Raw genomic sequence first — 23494 nt, forward strand, 5'->3', positions numbered from 1 at the left:
TACGCCATGGTCAGTGACCGGATGGCCGCCGTGCTGGCCCGACTGCAGGGCCCCGGCCGGTCCGATCCGGGCCGGCTCGGAGCCGGGGTGCTGGGCGTGGACGGCCTGTCGGTGACCGTCACCCCGCAGAGCGCGGGCCCGACCGGCGAGGTCTTGTGGTCCTCCTCCGCTCTCTCCCGCCGCTTCGACGACCTCCAGTTCACCCTCGGCTGCGGACCCGCCCTCGACGCCGCCCGCAGCGGCCTGCCGGTCCTGGAACCGGACCTGCGCCAGGTCCAGCCGCAACGCTGGGGCACCCTGCCGGCCGAAGCCGAACTCCTGCCCGTACGCGCCGTGTTCTGCTTCCCGCTGGGCATCGGCGCGATCCGGCTGGGGGCGCTGACCGCCGTCAGGACCGCCCCGGGGGTGCTCGGCGACCCGCAGACCCGGGACGCCCTGGGGCTGGCCGTCGCCCTGACCGCGCACTACCTGGACCGCTGGGAACCACCGCAGACCCTCTACCGCGCCGTGGTCCACCAGGCCGTGGGCATGCTCAGCGTCCAGCTCGCCCTCCCCCTGGCCGACGCCCTGCTCCGCCTGCGCGCCTACGCCTACCGGAGCGGACGCCCCGTCAACGACGTCTCCCACGACATCGTCACCCGACAGCTACGCCTGGACACGGAAGACAAGGACTGACCCGAGATGACATCCGCGCAGCAACGCATCACCGAGGTCTTCGTGGAGGTCGCCGACTCCCTGACCGACGACTTCGACATCATCGACCTGCTGCAGCGCCTGTCGGAGCGCTGCGTGGAACTCCTGGACGTCTCCGCCGCCGGGATCCTGTTGGCGAACCAGTACGACGAACTGCAGCTGCTGGCCGCCTCCGACGAGAACACCCGGATGCTGGAACTCTTCGCCCTGCAACACGACCAGGGCCCCTGCGTCGAGTGCTACCGCAGCGGCCAGGCCCGCACCGACATCGACCTGACCACCGCCGCCGCCCTCACCCGCTGGCCGCGCTTCACCGCGCAGGCCAGGCAGAGCGGATTCGCCCGCACCCACGCCATCCCGCTGCGGCTGCGCCAGCGCGTGGTCGGCGCCCTCAACCTCTTCCACGAGCAGCCCGGCACCTTCACCACCGCCGACCAGCTGCTGGCGCAGGCGCTGGCCGACATCGCCACCATCGCCATCCTGCAGCAGCGCACCCTGCACCAGAGCCAGCTCGAACGGGTCCAGCTGCAGACCGCCCTGAACACCCGCATCGTCATCGAGCAGGCCAAGGGCATTCTCGCCGAACGCTGGCACACCACCATCGACGACGCCTTCACCATCCTGCGCAACCACGCCCGGAGCCACCGACTGCGGCTGAGCGACCTCGCCCGTCAGGTCACCGAGGGAACCCTCGACACCGAGACCGTCCTGCGCGGCCTGGACATCACCCCCGGCGACACCGGCTTCACGCCGACCCCCGCGCCCGAGTAATCCCCGGGGAGGGGCGCCCCGGGCCGGCGCCCAACGCGAAAAGGTGCCTCCCTCAGCGACTTCCGTCTCTGCTGGAGGCACCTTTTCGTCGGTGCTTCGCTGTGCGCGAGGGGGGATTTGAACCCCCACGCCCTTTCGGACACTGGCACCTGAAGCCAGCGCGTCTGCCATTCCGCCACTCGCGCAGTGAGTGATGTCGTCGGCCCCGCCACCTCTGCGTTCCTGCGGCAGCGCCTTTCGACAAGAAGAACATTAGCACGTCGGAGGGGTGCTCCTGCCCACCCATTACCGTGCCGGGGACGGCCTCGGGCGCCGTCCCGGCCCAAGCCGAACGGGTGATCCACGGATGACCACCCCCTCCTCCGGGTACGTCTCAGCCTGCACGCCCCGACTCTTACCGGTCGGGCCCCTCGCAATGGCATTCTTCATACTGTGACACCCCGCAAGAACGCGAACAACCGCATCGCCTGCCGTCCCACCGTGACCGACCCCACGTGGCCACTCCTCTTCACCGAGGAACCGCACGTCGGCCCCGGGCGTAGATACGATCAGTAGGACGACAAGCATGCTGCCGCCGCGCGCCCGCGCGGCGGAGACAGAACGCCCGATGGAAGGGGGTGCCCCGTGGGAGCCCTGAAGAAGTTCGAGCAGCGACTCGAGGGATTCGTCAACGGCGCCTTCGCCAAGGTGTTCAAGTCCGAAGTGCAGCCCGTGGAGATCGCCGGAGCGCTGCAGCGCGAGTGCGACAACAACGCCAGCATCTGGAACCGCGACCGCACGGTCGTCCCCAACGACTTCATCGTGGAGCTCAGCACCCACGACTACGAGCGGCTCAGCCCCTACGCCGCTCAGCTCGGCGGGGAACTGGCCGGGATGGTCCGCGAATACGCCCAGGCGCAGCGCTACTCCTTCATGGGCCCGCTCAAGGTGGCCCTGGAGCAGGCCGCGGACCTGGACACCGGCCTGTACCGGGTTCGCAGCCGGATCGAGTCGACCCCCGAGGCCCAGTCCCCGGCCGCCGACCCCTACGCGCAGCCGTACCAGCAGCCCCCGGCCCGGCCCCAGCCGCCGGCCTACGGCGCGGCACCCGGAGCCGGCCAGCCCTACGGTGGGCGCCAGGCCGAGGCCTGGCAGCCCCAGGTGCCGCCGCTGCCGCCGACCGCACCGGCCTTCCCCGCAGTGCAGCCGGGCTCCCCGCCCCCGGCTGCGGCCGTCCACCCCGAGGCTTCCGCCGCCGACCACAACAACGTCCGGCCGCTGCCCGGCAGCGGCTACGGCGCCGCCACCACCAGGCGCTGGCTGGAGATCAACGGCGACCGCCACCAGGTGAGCACGCCGGTGGTGGTCCTGGGCCGCAGCACCGAGGCCGACATCCGGGTGGACGACCCCGGAGTCTCCCGCAAGCACGCCGAGATCCGGATCGGTTCGCCCTCGATGGTCCTGGACCTCGGCTCCACCAACGGCATCGTGGTCGACGGACAGCACACCCAGCGCGCTACGCTGCGCGACGGCTCACGGATCGTCATGGGCAGCACCACCATCGTCTACCGGCAAGCCGAAGGGTGACGCGGGGCACATGTCAGAACTGACCCTCACCGTCATGAGACTGGGATTCCTCGCAGTCCTGTGGCTGTTCGTCATCGTCGCGGTGCAGGTCATCCGCAGCGACCTGTTCGGCACCAAGGTCGTGCAGCGCACCACCGCGGCAGCGCGCCGCACCAACGCCGGCGCCGCGCCGACGGGCCGTCAGCAGCCCCCGCCGCAGCGCGAGGCCCGCGGGCAGCAGACCCAGGGCGGCGGCCGTTCGCGCCGCGGCGGCCCGACCCAGCTGGTGGTCACCCAGGGGTCGCTGGCGGGCACCACGGTGGCGCTCCAGGGCCAGACCATCACCCTCGGCCGGGCCCACGACTCGACCATCGTCCTGGACGACGACTACGCGTCCTCGCGCCACGCCCGGATCTACCCCGACCAGACCGGCCAGTGGATCGTCGAGGACCTGCAGTCCACCAACGGCACCTATCTGGACCGGACCCGGCTGACCAGCCCCACCCCGCTCCAGCCGGGAGCGGCCATCCGCATCGGCAGGACCGTCATCGAGCTGCGGAAGTAGTCACGCATGAGGCATGGGCAGCAGCCCCCCGTCCCCGACCCGAGCGGGGACGGTATCGGTTCGGCGCACCCGCGCCCGGACAGCCGGCGCCGCGCACCGTACGATGCATCAACGCACGCTGCACCGGGGCATCGCGCAGGGGACCGAGGGAAGGGGGCGGACGGCACATGAGCCTCGTGCTGCGCTTCGCCGCCGGGTCGCACAAGGGCATGATCCGGGAGGGCAACGAGGACTCCGGCTACGCCGGTCCGCGGCTGCTCGCCGTGGCCGACGGCATGGGCGGCCAGGCGGCCGGCGAGGTGGCCTCCTCCGAGGTCCTCTCCACCATGGTCGAGCTGGACGAGGACGTGCCGGGCACCGACCCGCTGACCGCACTGAGCCAGGCGGCCGACCGCGCCAACGAGCGGCTGCGGCTGCTCGTCGAGGGCGATCCCGCGCTGGAGGGCATGGGCACCACGCTCACCGCGCTGCTCTGGGACGGCCAGCGCGCCGGCCTGATCCACATCGGCGACTCCCGTGCCTACCTGCTCCGCGACGGCTCGCTGTCGCAGATCACCCAGGACCACACCTGGGTGCAGCGGCTGGTGGACGAGGGCCGGATCACCGAGGAGGAGGCCAGCACCCATCCGCAGCGGTCGCTGATCATGCGCGCGCTGATGGGCACCGGCGAGGTCGAGTCCGACCTGTCGATCCGTGAGGTGCGGGCCGGGGACCGCTATCTGATCTGTTCCGACGGCCTCTCGGGCGTGGTGAGCCACCAGACCCTGGAAGAGACCCTCGGCAGCTACTACGCCCCCGAGCAGACCGTCGCCGAGCTGATCCAGCTGGCGCTGCGCGGCGGCGGCCCGGACAACATCACCTGCGTGGTCGCTGACGTCCTGGACGTCACCGACGGCGACACCGTGGCCGGCCACTTCACCGACACCCCGGTGGTGGTGGGCGCGGTCGCCGACGGGCCCCCCACGATCAGCCACCACACCATGGCCAACACCCCGGCGGCCCGCGCCGCCTCGCTCGGCCGCCGGCAGCAGCCCGGCGGCGTGGCCGTGGCCGAGCCCGGCTACGACGGCGGCGAGTATCAAGACGGTGAGTACCAAGACGCCGAGTATCAAGACGGCGCGTATCAAGACGCCGGATACCAGGACGGCGCGTATCAGGACACCGGGTACGACGAGCACACCGACGGCTACGCCCAGGACGAGGAGGACTACCTCCCCGAGGAGGGCAGCCGCCGCAGCCGCCGCAGGGGGCGCAGCGGCCGCAGGCGCTGGGCCGTTCCGGCCGTGGTGCTGCTGGTGGTGCTGGCGCTGATCGGCAGCGCCGGCTACCTCGGCTACCGCTGGACCCAGACCCAGTACTTCATCGGCGCCGACGGCGCGACCGTGGCGATCTACAAGGGCGTCAACCAGAACCTGGCCGGCCTCAGCCTGTCCAAGGTCTACCAGCCCTCGACGGTCCAGCTGAGCGATCTGCCGCAGATGGACCAGACGCATGTGAAGAACACCATCACCACGGCCAGCCTCAAGGACGCCCAGACCCAGCTGGCCCAGCTGCAGACCCAGGCGAACGTCTGCAAGTCCGTCAAGGCCGGGACCCTGCCGGGCAGCACCGCCAGTGCCTCTCCGAGCGCCGGCGCGAGCGCCAAGGCCGGCGCCAAGCCGACCGCGACCGCCTCCGCGACCGCCCCGGCCGTGAACCCCTCCCCGTCGGCCTCCTCCACCCTCAGCACCCAACAGCAGCAACAGCTGGCTGCCCTGTGCGTCGCCGCCTGAGCAACCTTCGGAACACCGGTCCCGGGGCGGCGACGCCCCGGGCGGCACCGTGACCGCCGCCGCTGCCCGGGGCAGCGTTCCGCGCGGCCATGCCACCGCGACGATCGTGCCGCAGGGCGCACCCAACCGCCGCAACACCGAACTGGTGCTGCTGGTCTTCGCCGTCCTGATCCCGCTGTTCGCCTACGCCGACACCGGCCTGGCCATGGACGGCAGGGTCCCGGCCGGGATGCTGGAGTACGGCCTGGGGATGGGCCTGTTCGCGCTGCTGGCACATCTCGCGGTACGCCGCTTCGCCCCCTACGCCGACCCGCTGATGCTGCCGATCGCGGCCCTGCTGAACGGCCTGGGCCTGGTCTTCATCTGGCGTCTGGACAAGGCCCGCCAGCTGGCGCGCAACTTCCCGGCCGCACAGAACCAGCTGATCTGGACCGGCCTGGGGATCGCCCTGTTCATCGGTGTGATGGCCCTGCTCAAGGACCACCGCTTACTGCAGCGCTACACCTACATCGCCGGTCTGGTCGCCCTGGTGCTGCTGGCCACCCCGGCCTTCATGCCCACCCGCGCCTCGGACTTCGGCGCGAAGATCTGGATCCATGTGGGCAGCTTCTCGATCCAGCCCGGGGAGTTCGTCAAGATCGTGCTGTCGGTGTTCTTCGCCGGCTACCTGATGGCGAAGCGGGACGCGCTGGCGCTGGCCAGCCGCCGCTTCCTCGGCCTCTACCTGCCGCGCGGCCGCGATCTGGGGCCGATCATCGCGGTCTGGCTGCTCAGCCTGCTGATCCTGGTCTTCGAGACCGACCTGGGCACCTCGCTGCTCTTCTTCGGCGTGTTCGTGGTCATGCTCTACGTGGCCACCGAGCGCACCAGCTGGATCCTCTTCGGGCTGCTGATGGCCGGTCTCGGCTTCTGGGCGGTGGCCGCCACCGAGGCCCATGTGCAGTCCAGGATCACCGACTGGCTGCACCCGCTGACCGCGGCCCCGAACGGCGGCGGGGTCGGCCAGATCGGCCAGTCGCTGTTCGCGCTGGGCGCCGGCGGCGTCCTCGGCACCGGGCTCGGCCAGGGCCACTCCTGGCTGATCGGCTTCGCCGCCAAGAGCGACTTCATCCTCGGCACCATCGGCGAGGAGCTCGGTCTGGCCGGGCTGATGGCCCTGTTCCTGCTCTATGCACTGCTGTTTGAACGCGGCCTGCGGACCGCGCTGGCGGCCCGCGACCCCTTCGGCAAACTGCTGGCCGTCGGCCTGTCCGGGGCCTTCGCCCTCCAGGTCTTCATCGTCGCGGGCGGAGTGACCGGTACCATCCCACTGACCGGTATGACTCTGCCGTTCATGGCCCAGGGCGGTTCCTCCGTCATCACCAACTGGGCCCTGATCGCCATTCTGCTGAAGATCAGCGACGTGGCCCGGCGCCCGGCCCCGGCGCCGGAGACCGCGGCAGAACCGACCCAGGTGCTCGGACCGTCATGATGACCGTGTAGACAAGATGAGCGTAGCCAAGATGGACAAGATGGACCTGTAGACAAGTGGTTGACTGCCCGGTACCCGGAGGAGAAGGCACATGAACAAACCCATCCGCCGGGTGTCGGTGTTCTGCCTGGTCCTGGTCCTCGCGCTGATGATCAGGGTGAACTACGTCCAGGGCGTGCAGGCGAGCTCGCTCAACAAGAACGCCAACAACAAGCGCGGCCTGATCGAGGCGTACAGCTACCCCCGCGGCCAGATCATCGTCGGCGGCAAGCCGGTCACCAAGGACATCGAGGTCGACGGCAACACCTACAAGTACAAGCGCGGCTACACCGACGGGGCCGTCTACGCCCCGGTGACCGGCTTCTCCTCCCAGGTCTACGGCAGCAACCTGCTGGAGAACGTCGAGAACCCGATCCTCAGCGGCAACGACTCCCGGCTGTTCATCCGCAACACCCTGGACCTGCTCACCGGCAAGCCCAAGCAGGGCGGCGACGTGGTCACCACGATCGACCCCAAGGTGCAGCAGGCCGCGTACACCGCTTTCACCAGCGCCGGGAAGAAGGGCGCGGCGGTCGCCCTGGACCCGACCACCGGCGCGATCCTCGGCCTGGTCAGCGTGCCCTCCTACGACCCGGGCACGATCGCCGGGAGTGACAACCAGGCCGCCTGGACCAGCCTCAACGCGGACAAGTCCCAGCCGATGCTGAACCGGGCCCTGCGGCAGACCTATCCGCCCGGCTCGACCTTCAAGCTGATCACCTCGGCGGCTGCGCTGGAGAACGGCGTCATTACCGACATCAACGCCAAGACCGACTCGCCGGACCCGTACACCCTTCCGCAGACCACCACCACGCTGCCGAACGAGGCCGGTGACAACTGCCTCAACGTGTCCATGAACGACGCGCTGAGGGTGTCCTGCAACACGGTCTTCGCCAAGATCGGCGACGAGGTCGGCAACGCGAAGATGGCCGCCGAGGCGGCGAAGTTCGGCTTCAACAGCTCCTCGCTGACCATCCCGGTGGGGGTCACCAAGAGCAACTACGACACCAACATCAACCGGCCGTCCAACGCGCTGTCCTCGGTCGGCCAGTTCGACACCCGGGCCACCCCGCTGCAGATGGCCATGGTCGCCGCCGCCATCGCCAACAACGGCACCCTGATGAAGCCCTACCTGGTCGCCCAGGAGCGCTCGGCCAACGTCAATGTGATCGACACCACCAAGCCGACCGTGCTCTCCCAGGCCACCACGCCACAGGTCGCCCAGGAGATCCAGACCATGATGGTCAACGTGGTCCAGAACGGCACCGGCACCCCGGCGCAGATCTCCGGAGCCACCGTCGGCGGCAAGACCGGCACCGCCCAGCACGGCGAGAACAACTCCGACAATCCGTACGCCTGGTTCGTCTCCTACGCCAAGATGGGCGACAAGCAGATCGCGGTCGCCGTCGTCGTCGAGGACAGCAACGCCCAGCGTGACGAGATCTCCGGCTCCGGCCTGGCCGCGCCGATCGCCAAGAAGATGATGGAGGCCGGCCTCGGCAAGTGACCGGCCCTCCGGCGACCCGCCCGGGCCGCTCCCAGCTGGGGTTCCGCCCGGGTTCCGCCCGCCCGGGAACCGCCGACACTCGATACCGGTCTCATATCAAGCTGCCCCTCCCGCGTCGGAACCGACTCCGGGCCCGGTAGCGTATCCGCAAGCAGCGGTCTGCCCTACCGGTGCCGAGGGAACGGCAGCAGAGCTTCACCCGGGCACCCATGACCGCAGACCGCAGCAGGACCGACAGATCAACCTCGGCAGTGGCGAGGGAGAGGGTTGGAACCATGGAAGAACCGCGTCGCCTCGGCGGCCGGTACGAGCTGGGCGGCGTCCTGGGACGCGGCGGCATGGCAGAGGTCTACCTCGGCCACGACATCCGGCTCGGACGCGCCGTCGCTGTGAAGACGCTGCGGGCCGACATGGCCCGCGATCCGTCGTACCAGGCCCGTTTCCGCCGCGAGGCTCAGTCGGCCGCGTCACTGAACCACCCCTCGATCGTCGCCGTGTACGACACCGGCGAGGACTACATCGACGGCATCTCCATCCCGTACATCGTGATGGAGTACGTCGACGGGTCCACCCTGCGCGAGCTCCTGCACTCCGGGCGGCGGCTGCTGCCCGAGCGCGCCCTGGAGATGACCACCGGCGTGCTGCAGGCGCTGGAGTACTCGCACCGCAACGGCATCGTCCACCGCGACATCAAGCCCGCGAACGTCATGCTGACGCGCAACGGCACCGTCAAGGTGATGGACTTCGGCATCGCCCGTGCCATGGGCGACGCCGGAATGACCATGACGCAGACCGCGGCGGTCATCGGCACCGCGCAGTACCTCTCCCCCGAGCAGGCCAAGGGCGAGCAGGTCGACGCCCGGTCCGACCTGTACTCCACCGGCTGCCTGCTGTACGAGCTGTTCACCATGCGCCCGCCGTTCATCGGCGAGTCCCCGGTGGCGGTCGCGTACCAGCACGTCCGCGAGGAGGCAGCGCCTCCCTCGACGTACGACCCGGAGATCCGGCCCGAATACGACGCCATCGTGATGAAGGCGCTCGCCAAGGACCGCGACTACCGCTACCAGAGCGCCGACGAGATGCGCGCCGACATCGAGCGCGCCCTCGACGGCCTCCCGGTCGCCGCCGCCCAGACCGTCGCCTACGGCGCCGGCCAGATGGCCGGCTACGGCCAGGCCGACCCGTACGGCCGCACCACGGCCATGCCGCAGCAGGCAGGGGCAGCAGGCCAGACCAGCCTGCTCCCCGGCGTCGGCCAGGGCTACGACGTGGGCGGCGACGGCTACGACAACGGCCCGGGCTACGACGACGGCTACGGCGGCCGCAGCGACCGCCGCAAGGCCGGCGGCAGCGGCGGCGGGAACCGCAACACCTCGTGGATCATCCTCGCGGTCGCCGCGGTGCTGGTCCTGGTCGGCGCCTACTTCGTGGCCACGTCCATGTTCAAGGGCAACGGCAGCAGCACGGTGGCAGCGCCCCAGCTGGTCGGCGAGGACCTGGCCTCCGCGAAGACGTCGGCGACCAACACCGGCGGCAACATCACGGTGGTCCAGGGCAGCTCCATCTCCTGCGACCCCAACACCGCCGACAAGGGCAAGATCTGCACCCAGGACCCGGTCGCCGGCACCCAGCTGAAGTCGGGCGCGACGATCACCGTCCACCTGAGCACCGGCGCAGCGGCGAAGGCCGTCCCGGACGTGGCCAACAAGTCCGTGGCCGACGCCACCTCGGCGCTCAACGCCGCAGGCTTCACCCTGGGCACCCAGACCTCGCAGTCGAGCGACACGGTCGCCAACGGCAACGTCATCGGCACCAACCCGGCCGCCAACTCGCAGCAGCCGCTCGGCTCGACGATCAACCTGATCGTCTCCACGGGCAAGGCGCAGGTGACGGTGCAGTACCTGGTCGGCAGCGACGGGAAGTCGGCCCAGACGACCCTGACCAGCGCCGGGCTCACTCCGCTGACCACGGTGAGCGCCACCTTCAACACCAACTACCAGGCCGGCGCGGTGATCTCCGAACAGATCAACGGTCAGGACGTCCCCACGTCGGGGACCCAGGCGGACAAGGGCACCACCGTGAATCTGGTGCTCAACCCAGCCGCGCCGAGTTCAGCTTCGCCCAGCACCAGCGCCTCGGCGTCGTCAAGCCCTCAGTCGGGGGCCACAAGCATCATTGGGGGGGTTAACGGGGGCCAGAACGGCAACACCAACCCGTGACCCATAACCCCGCCGGATCAGATCCGGGCTTGTGTGCCCCCTGACCCCAGCAGCAGGGACACTCGCACAACCCCGAGGGGCTGTGGCCGCCGCACCAGGCGCCCACAGCCCCTCGGGCTGTTCTGGCCGTCTCCCTGCACGATCCGTCCGCCTGCCCGATCATGGGCGCATGGCTACCCCGATGACCGAACCCCAGTGGCGGGCCTTCCTCAGTGAAGGCACACGCACCGGAAAGCTCGCCACCACCCGCGCCGACGGCCGACCGCACCTCGCACCCATCTGGTTCCTGCTGGACGGGGACTACCTGGTGTTCAACACCGGCAAGGACACCGTCAAGGGCCGCACGCTGGCCCGGGACGGCCGGGTCGCGCTGTGCGTGGACGACGACCGCCCGCCGTTCTCCTTCGCCATCGCCGAGGGCCGGGCGGTCCTCAGCGAGGACCTCGCCGAGGTCAAGCACTGGGCGACCAGGATCGCCGCCCGCTACATGGGCGAGGAGAAGGCCGAGGCCTATGGCGAGCGCAACGGCGTACCTGGCGAGTTGCTGGTCCGGGTCCGCATCGAAAAGGTTGTCGCGCTCGCCGACCTTGCCGAGTGAGACCCTCAGCCCCTGCCCTTTCGACGGCGACGCAGTTCCAGGCCACGATCGATCCGCAGCTCCGCCACCTCCTGGCGGAGCGCCTCCACCTTCTCGGAGAGGTCCTCCACAGCGGTCTTCAGATGCGTGAGCCGCACGCTCATGGCCCCGATCAGCTCGGCGTGGAGCTCCAACGTCCTACGGTTGACCGAGGATGCGCTGCGTGCCGCGTCCTCCACGTCGAGCAAGTAGGTCCGGACCCGCCGTGCCACGTCGCTGTCGCGGAGCAGCATGGCCAGGTTGAGCACCGCCCGACGCGGCAGCAGCGTCAGGTTTGTCCGCGCCTGTGGATAACCCGTGTTCGAGAGGGACAAAATGTCCCTCTGAAAGACCTGCAGGTTTTCACCTCGCAGCACGACGAGTCCGTTCGAATCGAGCTCAGCCCGATTGCGCTGAACCACCTTGTGCACAACCTCGTACCCAACCTCGAAGTAGTCCGCCGCCATCCTCGCGGTGACGTGCACGCCGTCCGGCAGCAGGTGCAGCGCCTTGACCTTGTCCAGCACCTCCACTCGGCTCCCCAGCGCCGAGCGCATGGTCCGGGACTCCAACAGAACGATCTGATCCGTCATCGCAGGGTTCCTCTCGTTCAGCGCGGAGAGAGAACCAAGGCGCGGCCACGGAGGTCGGCGCGAGGGTGGCATCGAGAGGCTGGGCAAGGGCATGCGGAAACCGGTCGACATCACCCACGCGGAGAACGTGAACACGTTCCCCTGGCGTCGACCGGGATGCACCCGGCACTCTCATTACATCCGGACCAACGACCGATCAGACAATCGGTTACGCCTGCCCGTTCAGACCGATCATCAGCGCAGTTCCGCCGGAAGCTCGCGGGATTTGTCGACGCCCTGGGTGCGGGTGAGCGAGGCCCAGACGGCCATGCGGTAGCGGGAGGTGTAAGCCGGGGTGCAGGTGGTCAGGGTGAGGTAGCGGCCGGGCCTGCGGTAGCCGGACTCCGCGGGGACCGGGGCCGTGACGTCCACGTCGTACTTGCTGGTCTGCTGGAGGGTGCGGTCGACCGTGTAGACGTACCAGGTGTACCGGGTCTCCACGACGACCTTGTCGCCGGGCCGCAGCTCCGGCAGGTCGTGGAACCTGGCGCCGTGGCCGTCCCGGTGCGCGGCCATGGCGAAGTTGCCGGAGCCGGCCCAGGGCATCGTCGCCACGTAGGGCTGCTGGTAGACCCCGGCCACGCCCTCGTTGAGGACGTCGGTGCCGGTGCCCATCCTGATGAGGACCTCGTAGTCCTTCCCCAGCCTGGGGATGTGCAGAAAGCCCACCCCGTCCCCGGCCTGGTAGTCCCGGGGCGCCGGCGGACGGGAATCCGCGCCCGCGGCAGCCGGGGGAGCGGCCCAGGACTGCCTGACCCTGGCCGCGTCACCGTCCGCGCGCCGGTCGGCGACCACGTCCGTCCACCAGAGCGAGTAGACCACGAAGAGCCCCAGCAGCACCCCGAGGGTGATCAGCAGCTCGCCCAGCACACCAGCTGCAGCGATGAGCAAAGGACGGGGTCGGCGGAGGCCGGGGGAGGACGGCGACAGCGGCATGGAACGGGTTCTCCTCGGCGCGGGGCCTGCGGTCCGTGACCGCACGCCCCGCCCGACGTCCCGTCAGCCCTGCTGCAGCGCCGCGGGCTTCTTCCCCGAACTCTTCAGCAGGTCCTCGGTCATCGTGCCCCACACCGCCATCCGGTACTTGGAGGTGAACTCCGGCGTACAGGTCGTCAGGGTGATGTAGCGGCCCGGCTTGGTGTAGCCGGACTGGGGCGGCACCGGCTGGATCACGCTGACGTTGGTCGGCGAGGTCTGCCCGAGCGTGCTGGTCACCGTATAGGTGTAGTAGTCGTAGGCGGTCTCCACGACGATCTTGTCGCCGGGGACCAGCTTGTTGATGTAGCGGAACGGCTCACCGTGCGTGTTGCGGTGCCCGGCCAGTGCGAAGTTGCCGGACGCGGCCCATGGGAAGGCCGTCTCCAGGTCCCCGGTGTAGTGCCCGACCAGGCCGTTGTCGAGGATGGACGCCTTGTCCACGCCCTCGGCGATCGGCGTCATCACATCCAGCTTGGGGATGTAGATGATGGCGAACTTGGTGCCGGCGGCTATGGACGTGGGGTAGGCCGGGTGGGCCTTGGCCGCGCTGCCGGTGGAGCCGTTCGGCTGCCACTGCTGCTCCAGGGTCTTCGCGGAGCCGTGCGCGTAGTTGTCGGCGGTGACGTTGGTCCACCACAGCTGGTAGGCGACGAACAGGAACATCACCACGCCGAGGGTGATGAACAGTTCGCCCATCAGCCGCACCACGATGATCCCGGCGCTCTCCCTGACCTTCAGCTGCTGCGGCCGGGGCGTCGAGCCCGCCCGGCCGCCGCGTCGCCTGGACTGCTGCTGGGCGCGGCGCCGCTCGGCCCGCCCACCGCCACCGCCCGCGGCCGGCTCCTGCGACAGCGGCGCGGGCCCCTGCGGCGGTCCCCCGAAGGGGAGCCGCAGCTTGAGCGTCTCCGAGCCGTCGTAGCCGTCCTCGGGCCAGTAGACGCTCGGTTCCTGCCAGGGCTCCGGACCGGAGTCGGCGCTGTCGCTGTCGCCGCGCTCCGGGCGCAGCGCGGTCATGCGACCGCCCGCCCGATCACCGGCGCCAGGCCGGCGGAGCGGGCGACTGCGTCCGGGTCACCGCATTCGGCGAGCCAGTTGGCGAGCATCCGGTGGCCGCCCTCGGTCAGCACCGACTCGGGGTGGAACTGCACGCCCTCGATGGGCAGGTCGCGGTGGCGCAGGCCCATCACGATGCCGGAGTCGGTCCACGCGGTGATCGCCAGCTCCGGCGGCACGGTGTCGCGCTCGACGGCGAGCGAGTGGTAGCGGGTGGCGGTGAGCGGGGAGTGCAGTCCGGCGAAGACCCCGCCGTCCTCGTGGGTCACCGCCGAGGTCTTGCCGTGCAGCAGCTCGGGAGCCCGGTCGACCACGGCGCCGTGGGCGACCGCGATGGACTGCAGCCCCAGGCAGACGCCGAACAGCGGGATGCCCGCTGCGGCGCAGTGGTGCACCATCTCCACGCACACCCCGGCGTCCTCCGGCGTACCCGGGCCCGGCGACAGCAGCACCCCGTCGTAGCCGGCCGCGGTGACCGCGTCGACCGTCACCTCGTCGTTGCGCAGCACCTCGCAGGTGGCGCCGAGCTGGTAGAGGTACTGGACCAGGTTGAAGACGAAGCTGTCGTAGTTGTCGACGACAAGGATGCGGGAACCCATCAGGCAGCGACTCCGGTCGGTACGAGGGGCACATAGGTGGGCAGCGCGGCGCCGTTCAGCGAGGGCGCCGTGGACGGCTTGGCGGACGGCTTGGCCGTCCCCGAGGGGGTGGCGGACGTGCCGACCGGCTGCACGCCGGTGGTGCCGCCGTTGTTCACTGTGACGTCGCCGAAGGGGAGCAGCGGTTCCGCCCAGGGGAAGACCCAGGTGAAGAGGACCGCCACCACAGCGACGAACAGCACCAGCGAGAGGAACAGGCGCACCAGGGCGTTGCCGGGCAGCCGGTTCCAGATCCAGGCGTACACCGCGCTCCCTCCTCTGTCCTCGTTCTCCGCTGTCCTGCTCCACTGTCACTGCCGCACCAGCGTACGGGTCGATCGCGCACCAGAGTGCTGCACCCGGCCAGCCTTTACCGTTCCCACCGGAACCGACCGTTCTGTCCGGTCTTTCTGTCTGCCTGCTGAGCGTCTGCCGGCTACTACTCGGCCTGGGCGTACTGCAGGTCCACCGTGCCCGAGTAGGCGGGCAGAGTCATCGCCCTGGACTGGTCCAGTTTCCAGCCGAGGCCGTAGGCGGCCACGTACTGGAGGTAGTTCTGGATGTAGCTGTCCTGGTCGATGGCGCTGAGCAGGTGCTGCTGGTCGCCGACCGCCCGGATCACATAGGGAGGGGAGTAGACCCGTCCCTGAAGGATCAGCTGGTTGCCGACGCAGCGGACCGCGCTGGTGGAGATCAGCCGCTGGTCCTGGACCTGGACGCCGGTGGCGCCGCCCTTCCACAGCGCGTTGACCACGGCCTGCAGGTCCTGCTGGTGCACCACCAGGTCGTCGGGCTGCGGCTGGGGCACCCCGGGGATCTTCGCGGTGGCGCCGCTGGGCGCGTCGTTGAGGGTGACGGTCACCCCTGCCCCCTGCTGCGGGTCGAGCCCGGCCGCCTGTTCGAGGGTGGCGAGCCGCTTGGCGTCCGCCGGGTTCTGGGCGTGCTGCGCCGCGAGCGCGTCGATCTGCGCCCGCAGACCGGCGACGGCGTTCTCGGACTGGGCGTTCTGCTGGCTCCGCTGCTGTATCAGGTCGGAGAGCCGGAGCAGGGTGTCGTCATTGCGGAGCGAGGTCCCGTGCGCGGCCAGGGAACTCACATAGAACAGAAATCCGGCGAGGGCGAAAACCATACATGTCGCGATACGCCCGACAATTCGGGGCCTCCTGGATGACGGTTCGGTCCCGGGATCGGTCACGGGCGGAACTTCTTGCGAATCTGCCACGTACCCTTATCTCCTTCTGACTCCGCGAGCCACTACGCTAACGGACGCTGGAGAGGTATGCGGCGCCCCCGGGCCCCGCGCCATCGCCTGCCCACACAACCCCACAGCTCAGCAGGCGCCCTAGGGCTAGGGCCATGCAGTGCAGCGCATCGACAGGAGTGCTCCTCGTGCCGAAGTCCCGGATCCGCAAGAAGTCGGACTACACCCCGCCGCCGGCCACGGCCACCGCGGTGCGGCTGAGTTCGGGACGCAGTTGGATCGCGCCACTGATGCTGGGGCTGTTCCTGCTCGGACTCGTGTGGATCGTCGTCTACTACGTGTCCAGTGCGGCTTGGCCGATCTCGGCCATCGGCAACTGGAACATCGTGATCGGCTTCGCGTTCATCGCGGGCGGGTTCGGCGTCTCCACGCAGTGGAAGTAGCGCTGACCTCACGGCCCGGCGGCGTTGTCCACATGGTTATCCACAGTGGGGAAAACCATGACTATCTGTGGATAACTTGATTCCTTAGCCCCGCAAATCCTCTGCAGCAGAGCCGTACAGGCGTACGAATCAGCAGGTGGACACGGGTAGACAACGATCAACACAGGTGGCCCGCACATCCGTGCGGGCCACCTGTGGACAACTCGGGTGTTCGACGGCAGGTCAGCTGATCGCCGACACCCCGACCAGGGTCGCCACCAGCACCAGGACGAACACCACCAGCACCGAGCCCGCCTGGACCAGGGCCCGCCTGCGGGGCGGGGTCGCCGGTGCGTGCGCCAGTCCGAAACCGATCAGCAGGCCGCCGACCAGGCCGCCGATATGGGCCTCCCAGCTGATGCCGGGGATCGAGAAGGTCGCCACCAGGTTCACCACCACGATCGCCACGATCGGCCCCAGCGAGAAGCCGCGCCTGCGCTGGATCACCAGCAGCGCGCCCAGCAGTCCGAAGATCGCCCCGGAGGCCCCCAGCGCCGCGGTGCCCGGCGCCGCGATCAGCTGCAGCGCCGAACCGGCCAGCCCCGACACCAGGTACAGCGCCAGGAAGCGCCAGCGGCCCAGCAGCTGCTCCAGCGGCGGACCCAGCACCCACAGCGACCACATGTTCATGGCGATGTGCAGGGGCGCGGTGTGGAAGAACACCGAGGTGATCATCCGGTACCACTCGCCGTTGTCGGCCACCCCGTAGCCGTACATGTACAGGTGGTCCAGCGTGTTGGTGCCCAGCACCTTCCAGGCCAGCGCCCACACCACCACGTTGATCCCGATCAGGATCTTGGTGACCAGCGCGCGGTCGCCGACCAGCCGCCCGCCGAACTCGGTGCGCGCCTCCCGAACGGCCGCGTTGCCGCCGTGGACGCAGTCCAGGCACTGGAAGCCGACCGCGGCCTCGACCCGGCACTCCGGGCACACCGGACGCCCGCACCGGGTGCAGGACACCCCGGTCTCCCGCCCCGGATGGCGGTAGCAGTCGGGCAGGGTGTGCTCCTGCGGGTGGTCGGACGGAACGGGCTGGTCGGAGAGCATCTCATCCTGCCTTCTGGGTGCCTTCTCAGGCAGCAGCTTCTCAAGACATGCTCCAGGCCCGGCACCCCGCAGGACAAGCCTGCAGGCGACCGGGCCCGGGAGAGGGCTGCTAGCGGCGGGAGATCCGCACCGACTCGATCACCACGTCCTCGACCGGGCGGTCGTTGAACGGCGTCACCTTGGTGCCCACGATGGCGTCCACGACCTTGCGGCCGGCCTCGCTGCTGACCTCGCCGAAGATGGTGTGCTTGCGGTTCAGCCAGGTGGTCGGCGCGACCGTGATGAAGAACTGCGAGCCGTTGGTGCCCGGTCCCGCGTTGGCCATCGCCAGCAGGTACGGGCGGTCGAAGGCCAGGTCGGGGTGGAACTCGTCGGCGAACTGGTACCCCGGGCCGCCGGTGCCGGTGCCCAGCGGGTCACCGCCCTGGATCATGAAGTCGGAGATCACCCGGTGGAAGACCGTCCCGTCGTAGAGCGGCGCCTGCGACTTGGCACCCGTACGCGGGTCGGTCCACTCCCGGGTGCCCTCGGCGAGCTCCACGAAGTTGGCCACCGTCTTGGGGGTGTGGTTCGGGAAGAGCTTGACCTCGATGTCCCCGTGGTTGGTCCTGAGAGTGGCGAACAGTTCCTCGGCCACGATGTGCCTTCCTGCAGTCCTGCGTACATCACGTACGGATCTGACACCAGGAATCCTCCCATGCCCTGCACAAAGCGGCGCAGAGGAGCAGGATGCGAGGAGACGTCCGGTACACCCGGTCCACCCTGAGGCCGCACCGGCGCGCCTTGGATCGTTCCCGGGCGCATGAACCTTAACTGGGTGGACAGGTGAGAAATCGGACGCCATCGAGGAGGAGGTACTGGTGACCCGCATCGACGCAGCGCGCGAGGCTGCCGGGAAGACCCGGGAGCAGCTCGCCCCCTATGCCGTGAGCGCACGGGACGCGGCAGCGCACTACACCGACGAGGCATGGCAGCGGCTGGCCCCGCGCATCGAGTCCGCCGTTGAGCAGGCGCGAGCGGCGGCCTCCGCAGCCCAGCAGGCCGCCCAGAGCACGGTGGACGGCAAGGTGGCGCCCCGGGTGGCCCCGCTCTGGGAGCAGGCGCGGGACCACGTCCCGCCGGCCGTCGAGGACGCGGTGGGCGAAGCCGCCCGGCGCACCCGCAGGGCCGCCAGGTCGGCGCGCAGGTCCGCCGCCGCGGCCGCCCTCCAGGCCCGCGAGACCGCAGGACCGGCCGTCGCCCACGCCTGGGACGAGGCCGCGCTGGCCGCGGCCCAGGCCGCCCAGCTGGCCCACGACCGCGGGGCGGCGGCCCTGCCGGTCCTGCGCGGCCAGGTGTCCCTCGCCGAGATCGAGGCGCTGACCGCCGCGCACGGCCGTTCCCGGCGCTCCCGCAGGCTCCGGCGCTTCCTGGTGCTGGCCGGCCTCGGCGCGGTGGCCGGCGGCGGCCTGGCCGCCTGGAAGTGGTGGCAGAAGCAGAGCAACCCCGACTGGCTGGTGGAGCCCCCGTCCAGCTCGCTCCCGCTGCGCTCGACCCCGGCCACGGCCGCGCACGGCTCCACCGTCTCCTCCCCGGTCTCCTCGACGACCCCGGTCTCCAGCGTGGACACCGAGGACTCGATCATGCCGCTGGCCCCCGACGTCGAGGCCAAGGCGGCCGCGGAGGCCGACGCCGAGGGATACGCCGATCAGGTGGACGGCACCGGGACGGACGACCCGGCCGACAACGGGAACCCGAGGCGGAAGAAGAAGGCCTGAGGAACGGAGGAGCCCCCGTCCGCGCTGCGGACGGGGGCTCCTCCGTTGGTTCTGCGTGCTGTGAACTCTGTGGAGCCTAGGGGAGTCGAACCCCTGACATCCGCCATGCAAAGACGGCGCTCTACCAACTGAGCTAAGGCCCCTCAGCGGGACCTGTCGGAACCGCCGCGCACTAGGGTACCGGTTCCCGGAGGCATTCCTGACCTCGATTGTTCCGGGCCCGGACCCGGGCCGGAACCGGCCGGGCCGTCAGCGGCGGGCCGTCAGCGGGCGCCGACCGGGACCGCGTCCGTCGCCTCGGTCCACAGGTCCTGCTCGGCGCGGTCCGCCTGGACCTGGCGGTACACGAAGTACCCACCAAGAGCAGCCAGGACTACCAGGAGAAGCTTCTTCACCGCGCGACCTCGTCCTTCTGTGCCGGTACTGGAACGGCGGCAGCCGGGAGGGGCTGCCGTCCTTCCGGCCGATGATACACACCTGGTAGGCAGGGCAGGACTGGCTGCGCTCAGGGCCCCACCGCAGCGGGTTGACGTGGTATCAGCTCGTGCACAGGCCCGCCGGACCTGCCCCACAGGTCGGGCAGAACCAAAAGAGGCGGACACCGTTTCCGATGTCCGCCTCCGAGTGCGGTGGACCTAGGAGGACTTGAACCTCCGGCCTCTTCCTTATCAGGGAAGCGCTCTAACCGTCTGAGCTATAGGTCCGCGCTGCGTTGCGTTGAAAGATTAGCGCACCTATGCCGATCTGCCCAAATCCGTTCGCAGCCCCCGTAACGGCGGGCTGCGAACGGTCCGCGGAGGGCCTACTCCTCCTCCGCGAGGGTCAGCTCGACGCCGCCGGTGATGCCCGCGGCGGTGTTGTAGATGAAGGATCCCAGCGTCGCCAGGGCCGTCATCAGCACCACGTCGATCACGGCGATCAGGGCCGTGAAGGTCAGCACATTGCCGAAGGACAGGTACGACTGGAGGTCGAACCCGCCGGTGGTGTCGGAGCCGGTGGCCTGCTTCAGCGTGCCGCCGATCGAGCTGAACACCCCGGCGGTGTCCAGCACCATCCACAGCAGCGAGACGCCCACCACCGTGACGATGCCCATCGCGATGGACAGCAGGAAGCTGATCTTCATCACCGACCAGGGGTCGGTGCGGGAGACCCGCAGCCGTGCCCTGCGGGTACGGCCCGACGGGGGCGCCGCGGGCCCGGCGGCGGGTCCGGGACGCCTGGCGGCCGCGGCGGCGGGCGCTGCCGCGGCGGCGGGGGACGCCACCGCCGGCGGCACCCGGGTGCCGGCCGCAGGCGTCGCCTGGCCCTTCTGGTAGGTCGTCGGCGTCGAGTAGCCGGACCGCTCCGGAGCCGCCGGGGCGGCCGTCCCGGCCGCGGCCGGGGTCGCGGTGGCCTGCTGGCCCTGCGCCCCGCCCTGGCGGCGGCGCGGATTACCGCCGCCGCTGCCGCCGCCCACGGCAGGCGCGCGCGGCGGCGTGCCCCCCGTGACCGTCGGCATCATCGACGTCGTTCCGGCAGCGTTCTGCCCGGCCGGCCCAAATCCCGGAGTGTGGTCGGCGGATCCGCCTGCCGCACCGCCCGGGGGCGCACCCGGTCCCTGCCGCCCCGCGGCGGCGCCGCCGGCACCACCTGCCGCGCCGTTGGCTCCACTCACCCTGGTCCTCCCGCAATTCCCCGCCGGCACCGGTCGGTGCTGGCCCGTGTCCATGTCAGTCGGCGTCTTGTCAGTCGCAGTCTTGCCAGTCGCCGTCGTGCCCGTTCGAGGTCGCAGCCGGTGCGGCGACTACTCGGACGAGCCGTCCGCCTGGTCGTCGTCCCCGTTGTCGACTGCCCCGGCCGTGACCTCGACTGCGGTGGCCTCGGCAGCACCGGAGTCCGCTGACGCGGTGCCCTCGGTGCCGTCCTCGCCGTTCTCGTCCAGGTCGTCCTCACCGGCTCCCTCGGCGTTGCGGGCGATGCCGACGACGGCGTCCCGCTTACCCAGGTTGATCAGTTGGACGCCCATGGTGTCACGACTGGTTTCACGAACTTCGGCAACCCGGGTGCGAATCACTCCGCCGCCCAGGGTGATTGCCAGGATTTCGTCCGTTTCCTCCACAACCAGAGCGCCGACCAGGGTACCCCGGTCCTCGACGATCTTGGCTGCCTTGATCCCCAGCCCACCACGTCCCTGAACACGGTACTCGTCCACCTTCGTCCGCTTGGCGTAACCGCCGTCGGTCGCAGTGAACACATAGGTACCCGGGCGGATGACGTTCAGCGAGAGCAGCTCGTCGCCCTCACGGAAACTCATACCCTTCACACCTGAGGTGGCCCGGCTCATCGGCCGCAGCGCCTCGTCGGTGGGGGTGAAGCGGATCGCCTGGGCCTTCTTGCTGACCAGCAGCAGGTCGTCCTCGGCGGACACCAGCACCGCGCCGATCAGCTCGTCGTCGCGGCCCTCCTCGTCGGTGCGGAGGTTGATCGCGATCAGACCGCCGGAGCGGGGCGAGTCGTAGTCCTTCAGCGGCGTCTTCTTCACCAGGCCCTCGCGGGTCGCCAGGATCAGGTACGGGGCGGCCTCGTAGGTGCGCACCGCCATCACCTGGGCGATGTGCTCGCCCGGCTGGAACGCCAGCAGGTTGGCCACGTGCTGGCCGCGGGCGTCGCGCCCGGCGTCCGGCAGCTCGTAGCCCTTGGCCCGGTAGACCCGGCCCTTGTTGGTGAAGAACAGGATCCAGTTGTGCGTGGTGGTCACGAAGAAGTGGTCGACGATGTCGTCCTGCTTCAGCTGCGCGCCGCGCACGCCCTTGCCGCCGCGCTTCTGCGAGCGGTAGAGGTCGCTGCGGGTGCGCTTGACGTACCCGCCGCGGGTGATGGTGACGACGATGTCCTCTTCGGCGATGAGGTCCTCGACCGACATGTCCCCCTCGTAGGGGATCAGCGTGGAGCGTCGGTCGTCGCCGTACTTCTCCACGATGACCGCCAGCTCCTCGGCGATGATCGCGCGCTGCCGGTCCGGGGAGGCCAGGATCGCGTTGTACTCGTTGATCTTGGCCATCAACTCGTCGTACTCGGCCGTGATCTTCTGGTGCTCCAGCGCGGCCAGCCGGCGCAGCTGCATCTCCAGGATCGCGTTGGCCTGGAGCTCGTCGATCGCGAGCAGCGCCATCAGGCCCCGGCGGGACTCCTCGACCGTCTGCGAGCGCCGGATCGTGGCGATGACCTCGTCGATCGCGTCCAGCGCCTTGAGCAGGCCGCGCAGGATGTGGGCCCGCTCCTCGGCCTTGCGCAGCCGGAAGGTGGTGCGCCGGACGATGACCTCGACCTGGTGGTTGACCCAGTGCCGGATGAAGGCGTCGACCGCCAGGGTCCGCGGCACCCCGTCGACCAGGGCCAGCATGTTGGCGCCGAAGTTGGTCTGCAGGTCGGTGTGCTTGTAGAGGTTGTTCAGCACCACCTTGGCGACCGCGTCGCGCTTGAGCACGATCACCAGCCGCTGGCCGGTCCTGGACGAGGACTCGTCACGGACGTCGGCGATGCCGCCGACCCGGCCGTCCTTGACCAGGTCGGCGATCTTCAGCGCCAGGTTGTCCGGGTTGACCTGGTACGGCAGCTCGGTGATCACCAGGCACTGGCGGCCCTGGATCTCCTCGACCTCGACCACGGCGCGCATGGTGATCGAGCCGCGCCCGGTGCGGTAGGCGTCCTCGATGCCGCGGCGGCCGACGATCAGCGCGCCGGTGGGGAAGTCCGGGCCCTTGATCCGCTCGATCAGCGCCTCCAGCAGCTCCTCGCTGGAGGCGGTGGGGTTGTTCAGGTACCACAGCGCGCCGGAGGCGACCTCGCGCAGGTTGTGCGGCGGGATGTTGGTCGCCATCCCGACCGCGATCCCGGTGGCGCCGTTGACCAGCAGGTTGGGGAAGCGGGCCGGGAGAACGTCGGGCTCCTGCGAGCGGCCGTCGTAGTTGGCGGAGAAGTCGACGGTCTCCTCGTCGATGTCCCGCATCATCTCCATGGCCAGCGGCATCATCCGGCACTCGGTGTAGCGCATGGCCGCCGCCGGGTCGTTGCCCGGCGAGCCGAAGTTGCCGTTGCCGTCCACCAGCGGCATCCGCAGCGACCAGGGCTGCGCCAGGCGCACCACGGTGTCGTAGATCGACGTGTCGCCGTGCGGGTGGTAGTTGCCCATGACGTCGCCGACGACGCGGGCGCACTTGTAGTAGCCCTTCTCGGGGCGGTAGCCGCCGTCGTACATCGCGTACAGCACCCGGCGGTGGACGGGCTTGAGCCCGTCGCGGACCTCCGGCAGGGCGCGGCTCACGATGACGCTCATCGCGTAGTCGAGGTAGGAGCGCTGCATCTCGCTCTCGAGCTCGACCTGCTCGATCCGCAGGTCGACCTCGACCGCGGCGGACTGCCCCTCGGCTGCGTCGCCCTCGGGGCCCTCGGGAGTGGTGGGGTTGTCGTCGTCGACCACTGCTGGTCAGTTTCCTCTCGTGCGTGCTGCCAGGGACTGTCTGACGGGC

Annotated in this window: 22 protein-coding genes and 3 tRNA genes; 11 read left to right on the forward strand and 14 right to left on the reverse strand. The window is 69.9% G+C overall.

The window, feature by feature from the left end; all coding sequences use genetic code 11:
• Positions 1 to 6: 6 nt before the first annotated feature.
• Together ABH941_RS18480 and ABH941_RS18485 are read left to right on the forward strand one after the other, a co-directional pair.
• Positions 7 to 675, forward strand: coding sequence for a hypothetical protein (locus ABH941_RS18480; RefSeq protein WP_370130450.1), 669 nt, complete (start codon positions 7 to 9; stop codon positions 673 to 675).
• A 6-nt stretch (positions 676 to 681) separates the two neighbouring features.
• Entirely contained in the window at positions 682 to 1464 is a 783-nt protein-coding gene (locus tag ABH941_RS18485) for an ANTAR domain-containing protein (protein WP_370130451.1), read from the forward strand.
• 102 nt (positions 1465 to 1566) lie between these two features.
• Here the strand turns inward: ABH941_RS18485 and ABH941_RS18490 are convergent.
• Positions 1567 to 1649 (reverse strand) — tRNA-Leu (locus tag ABH941_RS18490).
• 439 nt (positions 1650 to 2088) lie between these two features.
• On the opposite strand from ABH941_RS18490, the gene ABH941_RS18495 reads away from it, so the two are divergent.
• From ABH941_RS18495 to ABH941_RS18525, 7 genes are all read left to right on the forward strand, one after another.
• Positions 2089 to 3030 (forward strand): FhaA domain-containing protein, encoded by a 942-nt coding sequence (locus ABH941_RS18495; RefSeq protein WP_370130453.1) that lies wholly within the window; start codon positions 2089 to 2091, stop codon positions 3028 to 3030.
• Between the two features lie 10 nt (positions 3031 to 3040).
• Positions 3041 to 3574: an FHA domain-containing protein gene (locus ABH941_RS18500; RefSeq protein ID WP_370130454.1), complete on the forward strand. Its 534-nt coding sequence runs from the start codon at positions 3041 to 3043 to the stop codon at positions 3572 to 3574.
• A 167-nt stretch (positions 3575 to 3741) separates the two neighbouring features.
• A complete protein-coding gene (locus ABH941_RS18505) occupies positions 3742 to 5346 on the forward strand; it encodes a protein phosphatase 2C domain-containing protein (RefSeq protein WP_370130455.1) in 1605 nt (534 codons plus the stop codon).
• A 49-nt stretch (positions 5347 to 5395) separates the two neighbouring features.
• Positions 5396 to 6817, forward strand: a complete 1422-nt coding sequence (locus tag ABH941_RS18510; protein WP_370130456.1) for an FtsW/RodA/SpoVE family cell cycle protein — start codon at positions 5396 to 5398, stop codon at positions 6815 to 6817.
• Between the two features lie 91 nt (positions 6818 to 6908).
• A complete protein-coding gene (locus ABH941_RS18515) occupies positions 6909 to 8363 on the forward strand; it encodes a peptidoglycan D,D-transpeptidase FtsI family protein (protein WP_370130457.1) in 1455 nt (484 codons plus the stop codon).
• 275 nt (positions 8364 to 8638) lie between these two features.
• Positions 8639 to 10582, forward strand: a complete 1944-nt coding sequence (gene pknB, locus ABH941_RS18520; protein WP_370130459.1) for a Stk1 family PASTA domain-containing Ser/Thr kinase — start codon at positions 8639 to 8641, stop codon at positions 10580 to 10582.
• A 169-nt stretch (positions 10583 to 10751) separates the two neighbouring features.
• Positions 10752 to 11180, forward strand: a complete 429-nt coding sequence (locus ABH941_RS18525) for a PPOX class F420-dependent oxidoreductase (protein ID WP_370130460.1) — start codon at positions 10752 to 10754, stop codon at positions 11178 to 11180.
• A 5-nt stretch (positions 11181 to 11185) separates the two neighbouring features.
• Here the strand turns inward: ABH941_RS18525 and ABH941_RS18530 are convergent, their stop codons facing one another.
• The 6 genes from ABH941_RS18530 to ABH941_RS18555 form a co-directional block, all read right to left on the reverse strand.
• Entirely contained in the window at positions 11186 to 11791 is a 606-nt protein-coding gene (locus ABH941_RS18530; RefSeq protein ID WP_370130461.1) for a hypothetical protein, read from the reverse strand.
• A gap of 234 nt (positions 11792 to 12025) precedes the next feature.
• Positions 12026 to 12766, reverse strand: coding sequence for a class E sortase (locus tag ABH941_RS18535; protein ID WP_370130462.1), 741 nt, complete (start codon positions 12764 to 12766; stop codon positions 12026 to 12028).
• Positions 12767 to 12829: 63 nt separating this feature from the next.
• On the reverse strand, positions 12830 to 13822 hold the full coding sequence (locus ABH941_RS18540) for a class E sortase (protein WP_370130463.1): 993 nt from the start codon (positions 13820 to 13822) through the stop codon (positions 12830 to 12832).
• Entirely contained in the window at positions 13819 to 14460 is a 642-nt protein-coding gene (locus ABH941_RS18545) for an aminodeoxychorismate/anthranilate synthase component II (RefSeq protein ID WP_370130465.1), read from the reverse strand. Before ABH941_RS18545 ends, ABH941_RS18540 begins: the two co-directional genes overlap by 4 nt.
• Positions 14460 to 14765, reverse strand: a complete 306-nt coding sequence (locus ABH941_RS18550) for a hypothetical protein (protein ID WP_370130567.1) — start codon at positions 14763 to 14765, stop codon at positions 14460 to 14462. Before ABH941_RS18550 ends, ABH941_RS18545 begins: the two co-directional genes overlap by 1 nt.
• A 173-nt stretch (positions 14766 to 14938) precedes the next feature.
• Positions 14939 to 15628: a DUF881 domain-containing protein gene (locus ABH941_RS18555; RefSeq protein WP_370130466.1), complete on the reverse strand. Its 690-nt coding sequence runs from the start codon at positions 15626 to 15628 to the stop codon at positions 14939 to 14941.
• A 260-nt stretch (positions 15629 to 15888) separates the two neighbouring features.
• On the opposite strand from ABH941_RS18555, the gene crgA reads away from it, so the two are divergent.
• Positions 15889 to 16143 (forward strand): cell division protein CrgA, encoded by a 255-nt coding sequence (gene crgA, locus ABH941_RS18560; protein ID WP_134002547.1) that lies wholly within the window; start codon positions 15889 to 15891, stop codon positions 16141 to 16143.
• Positions 16144 to 16365: 222 nt separating this feature from the next.
• On the opposite strand, the gene ABH941_RS18565 is transcribed toward crgA, so the two are convergent.
• Both ABH941_RS18565 and ABH941_RS18570 read right to left on the reverse strand, forming a co-directional pair.
• Positions 16366 to 17229, reverse strand: coding sequence for a rhomboid family intramembrane serine protease (locus ABH941_RS18565; protein ID WP_370130467.1), 864 nt, complete (start codon positions 17227 to 17229; stop codon positions 16366 to 16368).
• A gap of 109 nt (positions 17230 to 17338) precedes the next feature.
• Positions 17339 to 17866 (reverse strand): peptidylprolyl isomerase, encoded by a 528-nt coding sequence (locus ABH941_RS18570; RefSeq protein ID WP_370130468.1) that lies wholly within the window; start codon positions 17864 to 17866, stop codon positions 17339 to 17341.
• Positions 17867 to 18089: 223 nt separating this feature from the next.
• Here ABH941_RS18570 and ABH941_RS18575 point away from each other — a divergent pair, with 223 nt between their 5' ends.
• Entirely contained in the window at positions 18090 to 18986 is an 897-nt protein-coding gene (locus tag ABH941_RS18575) for a DUF5324 family protein (protein ID WP_370130469.1), read from the forward strand.
• Between the two features lie 70 nt (positions 18987 to 19056).
• On the opposite strand, the gene ABH941_RS18580 is transcribed toward ABH941_RS18575, so the two are convergent.
• From ABH941_RS18580 to gyrA, 5 genes are all read right to left on the reverse strand, one after another.
• Positions 19057 to 19129 (reverse strand) — tRNA-Ala (locus ABH941_RS18580).
• A gap of 120 nt (positions 19130 to 19249) precedes the next feature.
• Positions 19250 to 19381 (reverse strand): DLW-39 family protein, encoded by a 132-nt coding sequence (locus ABH941_RS18585; RefSeq protein ID WP_221201912.1) that lies wholly within the window; start codon positions 19379 to 19381, stop codon positions 19250 to 19252.
• A 235-nt stretch (positions 19382 to 19616) separates the two neighbouring features.
• A tRNA-Ile gene (locus tag ABH941_RS18590) sits at positions 19617 to 19690 on the reverse strand.
• A 98-nt stretch (positions 19691 to 19788) separates the two neighbouring features.
• Entirely contained in the window at positions 19789 to 20484 is a 696-nt protein-coding gene (locus ABH941_RS18595) for a DUF3566 domain-containing protein (RefSeq protein ID WP_370130470.1), read from the reverse strand.
• Between the two features lie 285 nt (positions 20485 to 20769).
• Positions 20770 to 23445 (reverse strand): DNA gyrase subunit A, encoded by a 2676-nt coding sequence (gene gyrA / locus ABH941_RS18600; protein WP_370130471.1) that lies wholly within the window; start codon positions 23443 to 23445, stop codon positions 20770 to 20772.
• Positions 23446 to 23494 lie beyond the last annotated feature (49 nt).

It is taken from the genome of Streptacidiphilus sp. EB103A (genome assembly GCF_041261405.1).
Taxonomy (GTDB): domain Bacteria; phylum Actinomycetota; class Actinomycetes; order Streptomycetales; family Streptomycetaceae; genus Streptacidiphilus.

What these genes read in the sequence shown, in the direction of transcription:
- ABH941_RS18485 (WP_370130451.1), top strand. Translation starts at nt 682, where the DNA reads ATGACATCCGCGCAGCAACGCATCACCGAGGTCTTCGTGGAGGTCGCC.
- ABH941_RS18530 (WP_370130461.1), bottom strand. Translation starts at nt 11,791, where the DNA reads ATGACGGATCAGATCGTTCTGTTGGAGTCCCGGACCATGCGCTCGGCG.
- ABH941_RS18565 (WP_370130467.1), bottom strand. Translation starts at nt 17,229, where the DNA reads ATGCTCTCCGACCAGCCCGTTCCGTCCGACCACCCGCAGGAGCACACC.
- pknB (WP_370130459.1), top strand. Translation starts at nt 8,639, where the DNA reads ATGGAAGAACCGCGTCGCCTCGGCGGCCGGTACGAGCTGGGCGGCGTC.
- ABH941_RS18505 (WP_370130455.1), top strand. Translation starts at nt 3,742, where the DNA reads ATGAGCCTCGTGCTGCGCTTCGCCGCCGGGTCGCACAAGGGCATGATC.
- ABH941_RS18595 (WP_370130470.1), bottom strand. Translation starts at nt 20,484, where the DNA reads ATGCCGACGGTCACGGGGGGCACGCCGCCGCGCGCGCCTGCCGTGGGC.
- ABH941_RS18480 (WP_370130450.1), top strand. Translation starts at nt 7, where the DNA reads ATGGTCAGTGACCGGATGGCCGCCGTGCTGGCCCGACTGCAGGGCCCC.
- ABH941_RS18545 (WP_370130465.1), bottom strand. Translation starts at nt 14,460, where the DNA reads ATGGGTTCCCGCATCCTTGTCGTCGACAACTACGACAGCTTCGTCTTC.
- ABH941_RS18535 (WP_370130462.1), bottom strand. Translation starts at nt 12,766, where the DNA reads ATGCCGCTGTCGCCGTCCTCCCCCGGCCTCCGCCGACCCCGTCCTTTG.
- ABH941_RS18515 (WP_370130457.1), top strand. Translation starts at nt 6,909, where the DNA reads ATGAACAAACCCATCCGCCGGGTGTCGGTGTTCTGCCTGGTCCTGGTC.
- ABH941_RS18500 (WP_370130454.1), top strand. Translation starts at nt 3,041, where the DNA reads ATGTCAGAACTGACCCTCACCGTCATGAGACTGGGATTCCTCGCAGTC.
- ABH941_RS18555 (WP_370130466.1), bottom strand. Translation starts at nt 15,628, where the DNA reads ATGGTTTTCGCCCTCGCCGGATTTCTGTTCTATGTGAGTTCCCTGGCC.
- ABH941_RS18540 (WP_370130463.1), bottom strand. Translation starts at nt 13,822, where the DNA reads ATGACCGCGCTGCGCCCGGAGCGCGGCGACAGCGACAGCGCCGACTCC.
- ABH941_RS18525 (WP_370130460.1), top strand. Translation starts at nt 10,752, where the DNA reads ATGGCTACCCCGATGACCGAACCCCAGTGGCGGGCCTTCCTCAGTGAA.